This window comes from Bacillus sp. FJAT-29937 (assembly GCF_001509555.1).
Classification (GTDB): Bacteria; Bacillota; Bacilli; order Bacillales; family Cytobacillaceae; genus Cytobacillus.
In genome coordinates this window covers 525,191-540,284 of the sequence record NZ_LMAS01000002.1, presented here as the reverse complement: position 1 = coordinate 540,284, position 15,094 = coordinate 525,191, and the positions used below count along the sequence as shown (strand labels likewise).

14 protein-coding genes, 1 tRNA gene, 1 rRNA gene and 1 pseudogene are annotated in these 15,094 nt (G+C 37.2%); 5 read left to right on the top strand and 12 right to left on the bottom strand.

The window, feature by feature from the left end; all coding sequences use genetic code 11:
- A 16S ribosomal RNA gene (locus AR328_RS06290) occupies positions 1–95 on the bottom strand; the annotation flags it as partial.
- A 508-nt stretch (positions 96–603) separates the two neighbouring features.
- On the opposite strand from AR328_RS06290, the gene AR328_RS06285 reads away from it, so the two are divergent.
- On the top strand, positions 604–972 hold the full coding sequence (locus tag AR328_RS06285; RefSeq protein WP_066291875.1) for a DUF488 domain-containing protein: 369 nt from the start codon (positions 604–606) through the stop codon (positions 970–972).
- A gap of 474 nt (positions 973–1,446) precedes the next feature.
- Here the strand turns inward: AR328_RS06285 and AR328_RS06280 are convergent, their stop codons facing one another.
- Together AR328_RS06280 and AR328_RS06275 are read right to left on the bottom strand one after the other, a co-directional pair.
- Complete coding sequence (locus tag AR328_RS06280; RefSeq protein WP_066291872.1) at positions 1,447–2,004, bottom strand: GNAT family N-acetyltransferase; 558 nt, start codon at positions 2,002–2,004, stop codon at positions 1,447–1,449.
- Positions 2,005–2,014: 10 nt separating this feature from the next.
- Positions 2,015–2,953 carry a DMT family transporter gene (locus AR328_RS06275; RefSeq protein ID WP_066291869.1) on the bottom strand — a complete coding sequence of 313 codons (939 nt, stop codon included), beginning with the start codon at positions 2,951–2,953 and terminating at the stop codon, positions 2,015–2,017.
- A gap of 239 nt (positions 2,954–3,192) precedes the next feature.
- On the opposite strand from AR328_RS06275, the gene AR328_RS06270 reads away from it, so the two are divergent.
- Positions 3,193–3,879, top strand: coding sequence for an MgtC/SapB family protein (locus tag AR328_RS06270; RefSeq protein ID WP_066291984.1), 687 nt, complete (start codon positions 3,193–3,195; stop codon positions 3,877–3,879).
- 62 nt (positions 3,880–3,941) lie between these two features.
- A tRNA-Ala gene (locus AR328_RS06265) sits at positions 3,942–4,014 on the top strand.
- Between the two features lie 139 nt (positions 4,015–4,153).
- Here AR328_RS06265 and AR328_RS06260 read toward each other — a convergent pair.
- The 6 genes from AR328_RS06260 to AR328_RS06235 form a co-directional block, all read right to left on the bottom strand.
- A complete protein-coding gene (locus tag AR328_RS06260) occupies positions 4,154–4,864 on the bottom strand; it encodes an ABC transporter ATP-binding protein (RefSeq protein WP_066291866.1) in 711 nt (236 codons plus the stop codon).
- Complete coding sequence (locus AR328_RS06255) at positions 4,836–6,647, bottom strand: branched-chain amino acid ABC transporter ATP-binding protein/permease (protein ID WP_066291863.1); 1,812 nt, start codon at positions 6,645–6,647, stop codon at positions 4,836–4,838. The genes AR328_RS06260 and AR328_RS06255 overlap by 29 nt, the downstream gene beginning before the upstream one ends.
- Position 6,648: 1 nt before the next feature.
- The gene (locus AR328_RS06250; protein ID WP_231734766.1) at positions 6,649–7,548 is read right to left on the bottom strand and encodes a branched-chain amino acid ABC transporter permease; all 900 of its coding nucleotides are present in this window, start codon (positions 7,546–7,548) and stop codon (positions 6,649–6,651) included.
- Between the two features lie 106 nt (positions 7,549–7,654).
- The gene (locus AR328_RS06245; RefSeq protein WP_066291854.1) at positions 7,655–8,881 is read right to left on the bottom strand and encodes an ABC transporter substrate-binding protein; all 1,227 of its coding nucleotides are present in this window, start codon (positions 8,879–8,881) and stop codon (positions 7,655–7,657) included.
- A gap of 90 nt (positions 8,882–8,971) precedes the next feature.
- Complete coding sequence (locus AR328_RS06240) at positions 8,972–9,769, bottom strand: 3-hydroxybutyrate dehydrogenase (protein ID WP_066291850.1); 798 nt, start codon at positions 9,767–9,769, stop codon at positions 8,972–8,974.
- Between the two features lie 443 nt (positions 9,770–10,212).
- Positions 10,213–11,946: a sigma 54-interacting transcriptional regulator gene (locus tag AR328_RS06235; protein WP_231734765.1), complete on the bottom strand. Its 1,734-nt coding sequence runs from the start codon at positions 11,944–11,946 to the stop codon at positions 10,213–10,215.
- Positions 11,947–12,337: 391 nt separating this feature from the next.
- Here AR328_RS06235 and AR328_RS06230 point away from each other — a divergent pair, with 391 nt between their 5' ends.
- The gene (locus tag AR328_RS06230; protein WP_066291845.1) at positions 12,338–13,336 is read left to right on the top strand and encodes a zinc-dependent alcohol dehydrogenase family protein; all 999 of its coding nucleotides are present in this window, start codon (positions 12,338–12,340) and stop codon (positions 13,334–13,336) included.
- A gap of 124 nt (positions 13,337–13,460) precedes the next feature.
- On the opposite strand, the gene AR328_RS06225 is transcribed toward AR328_RS06230, so the two are convergent.
- The 3 genes from AR328_RS06225 to AR328_RS23465 form a co-directional block, all read right to left on the bottom strand.
- On the bottom strand, positions 13,461–13,859 hold the full coding sequence (locus tag AR328_RS06225; protein WP_066291842.1) for a VOC family protein: 399 nt from the start codon (positions 13,857–13,859) through the stop codon (positions 13,461–13,463).
- 281 nt (positions 13,860–14,140) lie between these two features.
- Entirely contained in the window at positions 14,141–14,485 is a 345-nt protein-coding gene (locus tag AR328_RS23470; RefSeq protein ID WP_066291839.1) for a catalase-related domain-containing protein, read from the bottom strand.
- Complete coding sequence (locus AR328_RS23465) at positions 14,482–14,781, bottom strand: catalase (RefSeq protein WP_066291833.1); 300 nt, start codon at positions 14,779–14,781, stop codon at positions 14,482–14,484. The genes AR328_RS23470 and AR328_RS23465 overlap by 4 nt, the downstream gene beginning before the upstream one ends.
- Before the next feature lie 11 nt (positions 14,782–14,792).
- Here AR328_RS23465 and AR328_RS23460 point away from each other — a divergent pair.
- A pseudogene (locus tag AR328_RS23460) lies at positions 14,793–14,889 on the top strand (hypothetical protein); the annotation flags it as partial.
- Positions 14,890–15,094: the final 205 nt, after the last annotated feature.

Genomic DNA, 15,094 nt, shown 5'->3' with positions numbered 1-15,094 from the left:
ACCTTTGGGAGCAAGCTCCCTCAGATTCGCTCGACTTGCATGTATTAGGCACGCCGCCAGCGTTCGTCCTGAGCCAGGATCAAACTCTCCAATAAATTGTGAGTTGATTAGCTCATACATGTCTTTTTGATAAAAAGACTAAAACGTTGACGTTTTTGTTCGTTCAGTTTTCAAAGAACTATCTTATCGCTCAGAAGCGACTTTATTAATTTAACACATTCACTCGTTGAAAGTCAATAACTTTTTTTAAAAAACTTTTTTGCTGTTAAAAGTTATTTTCCTGAGGACGAGTTCTAATATAACATGATTAAAAAGTGTTTGCAATATAATTTTATATTTTTTTATTTGTTCACTCCCTTTACTATTTCAAATTTGAAATTAATTATTTGTTCTATTAAATCCATCGTTTAAAACATTATCATCAAATGCTCTTCTTATAGAAACAACAGTTTCATATCATTCATTTATTTTGGATCATCTATTCCTGGTTAAGTACAATAAATGTTTCTGTAATTGGCAATTCATATTTTCTCTTATACACTTTGAAGCAAACAATCCTTTCATTAAAACAAAATTAAAACAAAAAGAAATTAGGTGTTAATAATGTCTAATATTTTTATCAAAAGGATTTATGATCCTTATGAAGAAAACGACGGCTACCGAATCCTCGTCGATCGCCTGTGGCCGCGCGGAATCTCCAAAGAGAAGGCGAAATTATATTGTTGGGCCAAAGATTTGGCGCCAAGCCATGAGCTGAGGAAAAAATTTGCTCATAATAAAGAGCACTTTGACGAATTTCGAGAAAGGTATCTAGAAGAACTGCGAACTAGCGATTTACTAAAAAAGGAAATAAAACAAATAAGCAAACTAAGCCTCGATCATAATATTACACTTTTATATGCTGCCAAAAATACTGTTTATAATAATGCCATTGTATTGAGAGATGAAATTCTCCTAAATAAAGATGATTGAATGAATAAAGATTAACATAAAGAAGCTGATAATTTGTTTAATCCTTCACATATCCACAGGGTTATCAACAAACAATATGAGCATTCTGTTTATAAATATTATGATTAATCCACAGCTTGTGGATTAATTCATCCGCTTTATCCACAAATTTAGTCGTTTTGGATAAAGTTATACACAACCACATTATAAAGTCTCAACTATTCATATAAAATAAATCCCTTTCATATAATCTTTTATCTCTATTATATCGAAAGGTGTGAATCACACTGGAAGACATCGCACTATACTTATCCTTTTTCATGGCAATCTACCTTTTCTCTTATTCATATATAGAGGGCATAAAAATTGCCAATTCAGAGGGTAAAATTTATGGAGGAACTTTTATTTTTTCAGTAACAAGCGGTTTTCTCTTTTCTGCATTGACTTATTTATTTGTTTAGACAAAAAAATCCCCCAAAAGTTTTGGGGGGTAGTCTACTCATCTTCTTTTAATATTGCCGCAATCGCTCCGTTTACAAACTGCCCTTTTTTAAAAAATCTCTTCTTTAAAATTCCTTCAAATTCAAAGCCGTTCTTCTCTAATACTTTCGCTGATGCTATATTTCTTGGATCATAAATGGCCTCTATCCGATTTAATCCGATTTCTATCATTCCGAATTGAACGACAGCATTAATTACCTCTGTCATAATCCCTTTTCGCCAGTAATCAGGATGGAGTTCATAGCCAACTTCAGCTTTCCAATGTTCCTCCTCAATTTCGTGGAACCCACATGTGCCGATTAACTGTCCTGTTTCTTTCAAAACAATTGCCCAGCGAATTTGCTCTCTATTTTCATATTTGAACAATAAACGATCTATTAAATCTTCCGCTTGTTTTTTAGACGTAAAAGTAGCGAGATCATAAAACTCAGTGACTTCATCCCTTGAAAAATAGCTAAACATTGCTGGAGCATCATTCATTTGAAGCTTTCGTAATATAACTCTTTCCGTTTCCAATTTCGGAAAGTTTGTAAAAGCTTTATTAAAACCCATTTTTTTCTCCTTAATTTCGTACATTTTCTTTCAGTGTACTATTAAGAGACGTTTTTTTCTTTAATTCCTTTAGATTTAGTCCGCGTTCATCTAATAAAAATAAAGAAACCCCGATAATAATAATGCAGCCTCCAATAATTTGAGACCAGGTAACCGATTCTTGCAATAGATAATACGCTAAAAGAGCCGCGCCAACTGGTTCGAATAAAATGGCCATCGAAATAGTAGAAGTGCTCAGCCATTTTAAAGACCAGTTAAATATCGTATGACCCATTAGTGTTGGAAAAACCGCGAGTAGGATAAAATAAACCCAATCACTTGTCGGGTATGGGATTAATGGTTCCTGTTTGATGATAACATAGAAAAACAATGTTATCGTACTAATGCTATATACAATAAAAGTATAGGTTACAAGCGAAAGTCTTTTTCTAACATCTTGACCAAACAATAGATTTGCTGTAATTAATGCACAAGCAATCAAGGCTAAAATATCGCCATATAAAGCAGATCCGCTAATTTTAAAATCTCCCCAGCTGATTACTACACTTCCTAATACAGCAATAATACTGCTAATTATTGCCTTCAGAGAAAACTTTTCCTTAAAGAAAAAATATGTTCCTACAAAAGCAAATAATGGCTGAAGTGTTACTAAGACAGTTGAGCTGGCAACTGACGTGTAATTTAATGATTCAAACCAAAGAATAAAATGAAACGCCAGGAATACCCCAGCGATTATAGAAAATAACCAATCTCGTCTTGTAATAAGACGAAGTTCTGGAACATACTTTATTAGAAAAATAGGCAACATAAATAAAACCGTAAATAGTAAGCGATAAAAAGCGATAACCCCAGAAGGAGCCGATGAAACTTTTACAAGAATAGCAGATGTGGAGACCGACAATACGCCAATGGCAAGAGCCACATAAGGATTTATTTTAATGTCTGACATAGATGCAACTCCCTAATTCAATAATATTAAGCACACCTTATCATACATCTAATGTAATACTTTATCTATTATTTTAATATATTATTCACAAGAAAGTTTTAGGAAGTTTTTTTAAGGGTATATCATTTTTAACACAAACTGATGTTAAAAGAACTCAGTACAAATCAGAATTGGAGCAGCACCAGCTCTTATCCCTTTTCATCAAAAATTAACTAGGAAGCGGGGATATTATGAGTGAAATGGAATTAGAAATATTAATGAAACTAGGAATATCTGCCGTTCTTGGGCTAGTTATCGGAATTGAACGCGAATTAAAAAGAAAACCAGTCGGCCTTAAAACAAGTCTCGTTATTTCCATTGTAAGCTGCTTACTAACAATCGTATCCATTGAATCCGCCTACATATTTCCCGGAAAGGAAGGCGTTAATATTCAAATGGATCCACTGCGACTGGCCGCCCAAATCGTATCTGGCATTGGGTTTCTAGGTGCGGGAGTTATTTTAAGAAGGGGAAACGATAGCATATCCGGTTTAACAACCGCGGCATTAATATGGGGGGCGGCCGGGATTGGAATTGCGGTAGGGGCAGGATTCTACCTTGAAGCAATGGCAGGAGTTGCGCTGCTCATCATCAGTGTTGAAGTCATTCCTTTTTTTATGGCTCTTTTGGGACCTAGGCAATTAAGAGAAAAAGAAATCACCCTCCAGCTTAAGGTGATTGATAAAGAAAACATTGCCGATATCCTTTCAGCCGTCAGAGAATTAAAAATTTCAATCAAACGCGTCCGTATTAAAGACTTAGATGACGGGAAACACCTTATTCAGCTGATCGTAACAGTTAATAAAAAGAAGAGTATTACAGATGTTTATTACAGTGTCTCTCAACTAAGTGGAGTACGGAGTGTGGAGATTGAAAGTTTGCAGTAGACAAAATTACCTCTTGCCAAAAAACCCGATTGCAGATATAATTTTTCTTGTACCAATCAATCGGGGAATTAGCTCAGCTGGGAGAGCGCTACGCTGGCAGCGTAGAGGTCAGGGGTTCGAGCCCCCTATTCTCCATCCGGAAAAAACGTTGAAATAAAACAACCACTTCTGATCAATTCAGAAGTGGTTGTTTTATTATATTAAAAAGATGTTATTTAACTTCTCCTATTAATAGAAATACATAACAATGTATTTTACACTTCCGTTAGTTCGCTTAAGCTGAACCTAAATACGTTTTTACCAGACTATCATCCCTTAATAAATCTCGTGATTCTCCATGTATCTTCACCTCACCTGCTTGTAAAACATAAGCACGGTCAGATATAGCTAAAGCAGCCATGGCTAATTGCTCGACAACCACTACCGTCTTCCCAGATTTCTTTAACTCTAACAGAGTGTCGAATATCTGTTTTACAAAAATAGGTGATAAACCCATAGATGGCTCATCAAGAATAACAAAATCAGGATCAGACATAAGCGCTCTGGATACAGCTAGCATCTGTTGCTCTCCACCACTCAATGTACCAGCATGCTGCCTTCTTCTCTCCTTTAATCTTGGAAATCTTTTGTATTCTCTTTCTAGAAGCTCTTGAATTTTTTGTTTCTCTTTTTTAATCGTAAAGGCACCAAGAATTAGATTATCCTCTACCGACTGATCACCAAAGACCTGACGACCTTGAGGGACATGGGATATACCATACCCTAAAATTTTATGAGCAGGAGTACCTGTAATCACATTATCCTTATATAGGACAGTACCCTCCTTCACCTTCAGCAACCCCGTAATCGCTTTTAATAGTGTAGTTTTCCCAGCCCCATTGGGACCAATAACAGCAACGATTTCACCTTTATTTACTTCCATTGACACATTGTGTAAAGCGGATGCATGCCCATAACTAACCGACAGATTTTGTACCTGCAACAAGCTGGTTCACCTCTTCTTCCCCAAGATAGGCATCAATTACCCTTGGATCGTTTTGAATAGTTTCAGGATTTCCCTCACAAATTTTCTTACCGAAATCTAACACTGTAATATAATCACAAATATTCATGACAATATCCATATGATGCTCAACCAAAATAATAGACAATCCTGCCTTCTTCAAACGTTGGATTACATCCATGATTTTTTCAATTTCTTTTGGACTAGCCCCTGCCGCCGGTTCATCTAGAATAAGTAATTCAGGTTTTAAAGCTAGCCCCCTAGCTATTTCAACTAATCGCTGTTCTCCATATGGTAAGTCAGATGCTTTTTCATGGGCTCTTTTTTCTAAGCCAACAATTCGTAGGAGATCAAAGGCTTTTTGTGCATAGTATTTCTCTTCATCAGATACCTGACCTAGATATAATAGGTTTTTCAGAAATCCTGTTTTGAAGTGACGATGAAAACCAACCATGACATTTTGTAAAACACTCATGTCTTCAAACAACTGTAGGTTTTGGAATGTTCTCGTAATTCCTTCTTGTGCTATGCTATGAGGAGCATATTTTGTAATGTTCTGTCCTTTCCAAAGCATGTTTCCACTAGTCGGCATATAGACTCCACTTAGGACGTTAACTGTGGTGCTTTTACCTGAACCGTTTGGACCAATAATTCCGTGAACAGTTCCACCTAGAACCTCTATTTCAACATCGTCAATAGCTTTTAATCCACCAAAATACATAGAAATATTTTTAAGTTCTAAAACCTTACCATTAATCCCATCAGGTAAATCTAATGTTGCCTCCCTATCATGTAAGATTCCTAATTCAGTAATGACTTTTTTACTAGAAAACTTTTTAAAGTAAGAAAGATTGGTGAAGGCACCCACGATCCCATCGGGTAATAGGATAAGTGCGAGTAATAATATTCCACCAAAGATCATTAAGTGATAATCTACAAAGTTATGAAGGAATTGCGGTAACCCAACGATAACCGCTGTACCTATAATAGGACCTATCTTTGTTCCTGACCCTCCGATAATAACCGCAATAAGGAACATAATGGATAGATTCAACTCAAAAGTTGTACTGCTTATAAACTGATTTTGGAAAGCGAATAGTCCCCCGCCTACACCTGCTAAAAAAGCAGAAACAGCAAAGGCTAATATCTTCCAATTCCGAACATTAATCCCTAGTACCTCTGAAGCAACTTCACTATTTCCAAAAGCAGTAAAGGTTCTTCCAAAACGACCTCTAAAGATATTCGTTGCGAATGCTGTAAATATGATAGCTAAAAGACCAATAAACCACATATATTGAATTGGATCAAGCTCAAGACCGAATAAGGATGGTACCGAAGTTTTGGTTCCTGCAGGACCGCCCGTGACATCTACCCAGCGGTTGGCAATAATACTAATCAATTCCCCAAATGCAATTGTTACCATTGCCAGATAAGGACCTTTCGCTCGTAAGGACAAAAGAGCTACAATCGCACCAAATACAGCAGCAATTAAGCCAGCGATCACAATACTTACAAAGAAATTTAATCCTACTTTCATCGTAAGTATTGCAGATAAATATGCTCCTATCGCATAAAATCCTACATGCCCTAAGGAAAGCTGATTGGAGAGTCCCACAAGTAGATTTAACCCTACGATGACAATGTAAGTAATTAAAAATGTCTGGGCTACATGAATAGTATGGGCATTGTTAAAAAACCAGGGAAATGCATACAAGAGGACGAGCGGGATCACAATTTGATAAATCCACCATTTTGCTTTTATCATATTAGAATTTCTCCTTTACTCGTTTTCCAAATAACCCCTGAGGAAGGACTGCTAAAATGACAAGAATTAAGAAGAACGCAGCAGCTTCTTTCATGGATGTACTATATAAAGTAAAGAGGTTTTCTAATACACCTAGTAAAAGTCCTCCGATAAAAATGCCTCGTGGATTCTCGATCCCACCAATAATTGCAACTGCAAATGCTTTTAATCCCAGGAAAAGACCAATAAATGCACCTGGATGTACCATAGGCCCGACTAAAACTCCACCTACTCCAGCTAGAATCCCTGCAATGATAAAAGCAATGGAAGCCATTAATCGTGGATTAATTCCCATTAATGAAGCAGCGTCTCTATTAAAGGCAACCGCTTCAAGCGCCTTTCCAAATAATGATTTCTTTAAGAAGACGTATAATAGAAACATAATAACTGCAGCACTAACGAGTACAAATATGTCATGATAGCGGATTTTCAATATACCAAAATCTAAAATAGCACGCCCAAATGGGGATGGGGCCATCAGAACGTCCCTTCCCCAGATAAGCATAGCTATGTTTCTCACAATCATAGCAACGGCCACAGTACTTAAAATCCAACCAATGGAATGCCAACTTTTTAACGGACGGATAGCGACTTGTTGCAATGCCCAACCCGATATACCTAGTATGACGATAACCAATAGTAATGATGCTATAAAGGCAATCCAAACACCCCCACCCGAAGCAGTTATTGTCATAAAGGTAGATAATCCTATAAGTGAACCAAGCATGACGAAGTCACCTTGACCAAAGTTCATAGTTTTAGTCGTAATAAAGGTAATATAGTAGCCTTGGGCAATAATCGCATACACACTTCCATACACTAACCCATTAATAATGGCTTTTAATATATCTGTTAATTCCAATGCAAACGCCCCCTTGTGATACTATGAATAACAGCAATGGTGAAAAGGGAAATCCACATATGGACTTACCCTTTACACCAGTTAAAAGATTTATCTGATGACTCTATTAATCTGCTGCGACAATTTGTAAATCGTCGTTATATTTGGCAATGAATACTTCGTCAATACCAAATGCTTCATGGTTATCCTTAGTGAAAGGTGCTGATTTAATTGCTGTTACACCTTCAAAGTCCGTGAAGGATTCAATTTGATCACGAATTTTTTCACTATCTAAACCAACCTTTTTTATAGCATCTAAGATAAGCTTTGCACTGTCATATCCTTGTGCCGTAGCAATAGGGAATACGTCTTCACCATACGTATCCATTACTCTTGCATGGAATTTTTTTGCTGCTTCATTTTGATCAATCGTATATGACTGTACAAAGAATAGATCACCCTTCACAAGATCTCCAACTAGATTTAAAACTGTCGGGTCGCCTGTAGCCCAAGTCGCGTAAATAGGAGCATTCAACCCTTCATTGAAACGAGCTTCAAGTAACTTTGCTGACTGTGGTGCAAGCCCGTAGAAGATAACTGCTTCCACCCCTGCATTATTCATTTCACGAATAGAAGGCTCTAGATTCAATTCCTTTGGATCAAAGGCTGAAATAACAGTTGGCTCCAAATTGTAGGTTTCCTTCATTTGCTTAACAATATCTTCTCTTCCACCTTGCCCATACCCTTCCGTATCATGGATGACACCAAGTTTCGTAAGGCCTTGTTTATCGATAAGCTCTTTTAAAATAGCGGACACTTGAACCCCATCAAGAGGAGACACCCGGAAAATATAGTTTTTATCAGCATCTTTATACTCTTGTGTGATTTTTGTCCCTGTAGCTACTGGTACAACTTCAGGAATTTTTGCCTCTTGAGTAAATTGAATGTGAGCCATGGCATTCCCAGAGTTAGCAGGTCCAACTAAGGCTACAATTTTATCTTGACTAATTAATTTTTGAACAATCTCGACAGACTTTTCTGGTTTAGCTTCATCATCATATAGGACTACATTTGCTTTTTTTCCTTCAAAGCCGCCAGCATCGTTAAAATCTTTAACAGCTAGGTCCACACCCCTTTTTACTCCTTCACCAAATAAAGCTGTTCCACCCGACATAGAAATAGCTAAACCTATGTTAAAGGTTTCCTCACCTGAAGAAGAATCCCCTGAATTACTATTACTATTACTATTAGTTGCGGAATTAGTATTTGTTTCTTTTACCTTCGGACTACATCCTGTCAAAATTGTAAATAATAACATAAAAGCCACTAGTAAGATTACACCTGATTTTTTCAAAATAATTCCCTCCCCTTTTAATAAACCTAAAGTTTTCTACTAATAAAACCAGCATTATGAAAGAAAAGCCCTGTTTACTAATACTATTTCTTATTGGACTGTATAGCCGCCATCAATAACAATCGCCTGTCCTGTAATACCTTTGGCTTTTTCACTTGCTAAGAAAACGACGTAATCAGAGATTTCTTTGACTTGTAATAAGCGCTTCTGTGGTACAAGCGGATAAATTACTTCTTCAAGTACATTTTCTAACTCTACATTTCTTGTCCTTGCTAAGTCAGTTAATTGATTTCGCACAAGCGGAGTGTCTACATAACCAGGACAAATGGCGTTAACGGTGATTCCATATTCCGCCCCTTCTAATGCTGCAACCTTCGTCAAACCATTCACTCCATGCTTCGCACTATTGTAAGCAGCCTTCCCTGCAAAACCAACTAAACCATTAATAGAGGACATATTTATCACTCGGCCAAATCCTTGTTTTTTCATGACAGGAAAAACATGCTTTGTAGCAATAAATGGACCTGTTAGCATCACCTTAAGAAGTAATTCAAAGCGCTCAGCAGGAAAATCCTCAATGGCAGATATGTGCTGTAACCCTGCATTGTTTATTAGAATATCAATACCTCCATATGTATTAATGGTATGATTTAATGCAGATATGATTTCTTGCTCTTTGGTTACATCACATCCAATCCCCATGACTTCTAATCCATCATTCTTCATGGACCCGGCAGTTTCTTTTGCTGCTTCTTCATTCAGATCACTGATTACTACTCTTGCACCTTCTTCAGCAAACGCTTGGGCTAAATCTAGACCTATTCCACTAGCCGCACCTGTTATAAAAACAACTTTATTTTCAAGTGTTTTTTCCTTATTTTGATTCAAAACAACAATCCCCCCATTGGAATGCTAAACAATAAATTTAATTAACCCCCTTTCGAGATAACCCTGAGATTCAGTTTTCAGGTATACCTACCAGTCCAGATCCCCCAACGAGTAACGTATCTCCGTCATTAATCAATGGAAGAATAACCTTCATATCACTTTTCTCCTTCCTTTTATTACTTTTTCAACCTATTTATTTTCAAAGCAAAATTCGTGCCAACTTTTCTGGAGGATCTCTGAACACCTTGAAATGTCCCATTTCTTTATTTTTTTTTATCATTTTGTTCTATAATTTTAATTAGATTTGGTGTACAATTCAGAAAATATAGAATACCAATAAAAATAACGTTGCTAAACTGCAACGTTATTTTTATTAATATGGTCATTATAGCGAGCTCCAACACTTCGTCTCTATAATGCGACACGTCTCTTTATTGCGACATTTAATGATGCTTTAACAAACTATATTTCTCCATTTTTCGATATAGGCTAGCTCTATGTATGCCAAGCATTTCTGCAGCTTCAGTTCGATTCCCTTCACTGGCCTTTAATGCCCGGATGATTGCCGCTTTTTCAGCCCTTTCCACTTCCTCTTCAAGGGAGAAGGATGAAACTGAAACCTTTGTATGCCTTTCAACTTGGTCTAATAAATAAGGGGGAAGGTGCTCTAAACAGATTTCAGGACCATTATCTGCGATATGAAGAGCACGCTCAATGATATTTTGCATTTCTCTCACGTTACCACTCCACTGATAATGACGAAATAAATCTTCTACATTAGGGTGAAAGCCACTTATGCTTTTACCAAGCTCATTATTTAATTGACCCAAAATAAGATGCGCCGTAGTAATGATATCTTTGCCACGCTCCCTCAAAGGTGGAATCATAATATGAATCACATTTAGGCGGTAATAAAGGTCTTCTCGGAACTCTCCATTTTTAACCATTTCCTCTAACGGACGATTTGTTGCTGAAATTAACCTGATATCAATCTGATTAGTCTGACTGCCGCCAATTCTTTCAATTTCTTTTTCCTGTAAGACTCGTAATAACTTTACTTGCATATTGAGAGGCATATCGCCGACTTCATCTAGAAATAACGTTCCACCCTGGGCTTGTTCAATCTTTCCAGGTTTTCCGCCCTTTTTCGCTCCCGAAAATGCCCCCTCCTCATAACCAAAGAGCTCAGATTCCAATAAATTATCTGGTATAGCGGCACAATTAAGGCTTATAAACGGTCCATCAGAACGGTTACTGGCTTCATGAATTGCATGAGCAAACAATTCCTTTCCTGTTCCACTTTCTCCTCGAATCAATACCGTTGAGCGACTAGCAGCCACTTTCAATGCTAAATCCTTTACTTCTTTCATTCGCTCATGCTCGCCTATAATCTGGTCAAACGAATACTTGGATCCTCGCACTTTTTTCAATTCCGGTTTATAAAAGTCCTGCATGCTTTCAGTTACGTTTAGGCGCTGAACCAATGTTTTTAACTCGTTAATATCCGTATATAAAACCTTACCTATAGCCCCAACAACCTCCCCCTCTTTCCAAATAGGGGTACGCATGACAATAATACTTTTATCCTTTACTATCATAAAGGAGCCGATTTCTGATTGCCCCGTTTTCACAACAACATGCATCCGTGTATTTTCAATTACTTTTTTGACGTGCTTGCCAATCACATCTTCAACTTTAACACCGAGGAACTCACCGTAAGTTTGATTCATCATTGTTATTAGCCCCTGTTTATCAATCATGATAACCCCGTCATATAACAGTTCTATAATTTCCTTTAATTGTTCTACCTCTTTTTCCTTTTGCTCAAGTAGATACTGGGTATTTTTTAATTCTGGTATTTCTTGAAAAATAGAAATGGCTCCAATAAGCCGACCATCCCTATATATAGGAGATTGATTAGCAGCAACAAATCGATCTTGGATTGGTTGCTGTACATTGACATGTGAAACTTCGTCCAACACAACTTGATGAAGGGTTGAATCTTCTATAATGCTGGTGATATGCTTATTTAGCATCTCACTCTCAGACATACCAATAAGATTACATCCTGATGTATTACACATGATAACCTTACCGTCTCGATCCACTATGATGACACCGTTATAAATCCCCTCAACAATCTCAGTCCATCCTTGTGAAATGTGACGATTAATCACGCCTAACCTCTCCTTTTATATCCACAATCAAAAATTTGTATGGTCCATACTTATTCGACAAAAATCAGAATATTCCTTCAATTATAATCTAAGCTCTGTCAAATCTAAAATTTGAATAACTCAACAAAAATGTGCGGACTTTAAATTTTATATTATATGAAGTATTATTAGTTTAACAAACAAAAAACCGAATATTCATTATATTACTACCACTGAGCATAAAAGTTGTTACGTAAACAAATCACCAAATAATCTTATACAAATGATGTTATCATTTGTATCATCATTTGAAAGGGAAAAAGAGAGTTTTGGGTGATCTCATTTATTAGAATTAGAAACTAATTAGACATTTCCTGTTTTTAGGTAATAAAAATCAAAAGGAGTGGCTAGAGTGAAATCACAAGTTATTCAATCTTTTGGTGATCCATCCATATTTCAATATAAAGAAATTCTAAAACCTGAACTGAAACCTGGACATGTACTTATTCAAGTAAAAGCTACAAGTATAAATCCTATTGATACGAAAGTTCGTGCTGGTGCAGTTCCTGCCGTTGCCCCCGAATTTCCGGCTGTATTACATGGAGATGTAGCAGGGATCGTATCTGCAGTGGGTGAAGGAGTAACCGAGTTTAATATTGGCGATGAAGTGTTTGGATGCGCGGGTGGATTTAGAGGGACGTCGGGCGGTGCTCTTGCAGAGTTTATGCTAGCAGATGCCGATTTACTTGCACATAAGCCGAAAAATCTGACGATGGAAGAAGCGGCTGCTTTACCACTTGTTTCTATTACTGCTTGGGAAGCGTTATTTAATCGTGCAAGGCTTATACCCGGACAAGAGATATTAATCCATGGAGCCACTGGAGGTGTAGGTCACATTGCCATTCAACTAGCCAAATGGGGAGGAGCGACAGTCTATACATCTGCCTCTTCGCATGAAAAGCTTGAGATTGGCAAACGACTTGGTGCCGATGTAACGATTAATTATCGAGAAGAAACCGTTCAAGAATACGTGCAAAAATATACAAACGGAAAAGGATTTGACATCGTGTTTGACACAGTTGGCGGTGAAAACCTTGATCGCTCTTTTGAGGCGGCAGCAGTACATGGAACGGTAGCAGCTATTGCTGCTCGTTCAACTCATGACCTCACCCCTGTGCATTCGAAAGGACTTTCTCTTCATGTTACTTTTATGTTGTTGAAGATATTAAACAAAGTCATGCATAAACATTATGGAGAAATATTAAAAAAGGTTGCTAAGGTGGTTGAGGAAGGGAAACTGCGTCCGCTATTGGATTCAAACATTTTTACGTTTGATGAAGTCTCAGAAGCCCATGAGTACATGGAGTCAGGCAAAGCGGTAGGAAAAATTGTTTTGAAAAATAGTTGGTAATAGCCTAATTCATTGAGAAGGGCGCATTTCTGGAATAACGAATTGCGCCCAATTGATGAATTTCAAGATAATGATTACTGTTTTTTGCTTGTTCACTAATTTTTATGAAATCACTTATGACTTTTCACGAAGGAAGATTTAGTTGCCACGATACCCCAAACCGGTCATTTATCCAACCGAACCTTTGACTAAACCCATAATTGCCAATTGGCATAAGTGCTTGTCCGCCCTCGATAAGTTTCTCATATAGGCTGTTAATTTCTTCTTCCGTATCACAAGTAATAAATATTGAGAAAGAAGGAGTAAAGGTAAACTGATGCTTCACATTACTGTCAATACACATAAATTCTTGCCCTTTTAAATAAAAGGTAGCTTGCATGACAGTTCCTTCGTCTCCACTTTCATTCGCTCCATAGCGAACAATACTTGTAATTTCCGAATCCTCAATGATTGATATGTAATAATTCATCGCTTCTTCTGCTTTGCCTTCTTGAAACATTAAGAATGGTGTAATCTTTTTCATTAACAATCAACTCCTATAGTCCTAATTAAAGCATACATAAATTAATATAATAGTGTACATAAGATGACTTAATTTTAATAATGACATTGTGTAAAAAATAATTCAATCTGATCCATACTTTTTCTTCAGCAAACATTCTCAGATCGTTGAATATTTGATTTCAAGATAGTTAGGAAGAATTAATCGTCCATGTAAAGGCAGAATTGAGCAAAATAAAAAAGGTTGCCAGTAAGTTAATTTTCACTTATCTGCTGGACAACCCTTTACATTCTTACTCATCCTTAATAAGGATCAGCTTCGTGGCTTTTCTTTACAGCATCCTCTATTGCTTCGTTCGCAGCTAAGGAACCTTGGCCAAATTTCGATTTACCTGCTTCGCGGCCCGGAATTTTAGTTTCTGTTTTTAATTCTTTCATTACTTTTTCAATCTCTTCTTTCACACGACGGCCATAGTCTTCATCGGCTTTTGTGAAATGCTCAATCATCGCATCTTGAATTCGTTTGTCACAGACGGCAAGTGCTTCTGATAGATTTTTGATCAATTCATCGCGCTCCCACTCTTCAAAGCTTCGGTACGTGTGGCCCGCTTGCCCGTAATTGTTAGGACGATCAATTGGTGCACTCATTGCTTCTGCACTATACATTGGACGGTGTGGCGGAAGAAATTTTTTTTCAGGTTGTTCCCAACCAAATCCCAGTTACCGTCTTCTGTATACATTTTTACCGCAAAGCCTCGTGGGTCTCGTGCTGTTTCGGGTGAATCCTTCGCCCCTGCCACAGTGGAGAAGCGAACCATTAATGGGGTTTTCTTCCCCGCACCGGAAAATACTTTCGCACAAGTAAACTTTTCTACAGGTACATCTCCAACTTTTCCGTAAGTTTCAAAATAACCAAATGCTCCCGTTCCTCGTGCTTGCACCACACGGGCTGTTATCTCAAAACATCCGTACAATTGGCAATCGTGGTCCAGCTACACTTGAGAATTACCATTTCATTGAAGATTTCCCATTTTGACCGTGAAGGTTATCCATTACAGGATGGCCCTGACGCGTTGTCAACGTCTCCCGTTCCGCATTATTCACATCTTTGTTCGCTCCCAATATAAAACCTCCCTAAAAATGGTCAACCCTATTTTTCCTAAAATTTTTTATTCCATCCATAATAAGGATGTTTAGTATATTTTCAATTTGAAGGAATAACAAAAACGAATAATCAATAATATTAAATAACAAATT

Coding starts and splice junctions, on each gene's coding strand:
- AR328_RS06285 (WP_066291875.1), top strand. CDS start 604: ATGTCTAATATTTTTATCAAAAGGATTTATGATCCTTATGAAGAAAAC.
- AR328_RS06280 (WP_066291872.1), bottom strand. CDS start 2,004: ATGGGTTTTAATAAAGCTTTTACAAACTTTCCGAAATTGGAAACGGAA.
- AR328_RS06275 (WP_066291869.1), bottom strand. CDS start 2,953: ATGTCAGACATTAAAATAAATCCTTATGTGGCTCTTGCCATTGGCGTA.
- AR328_RS06270 (WP_066291984.1), top strand. CDS start 3,193: ATGGAATTAGAAATATTAATGAAACTAGGAATATCTGCCGTTCTTGGG.
- AR328_RS06255 (WP_066291863.1), bottom strand. CDS start 6,647: ATGATAAAAGCAAAATGGTGGATTTATCAAATTGTGATCCCGCTCGTC.
- AR328_RS06225 (WP_066291842.1), bottom strand. CDS start 13,859: ATGAAAAAGATTACACCATTCTTAATGTTTCAAGAAGGCAAAGCAGAA.
- AR328_RS23470 (WP_066291839.1), bottom strand. CDS start 14,485: ATGAGTGCACCAATTGATCGTCCTAACAATTACGGGCAAGCGGGCCAC.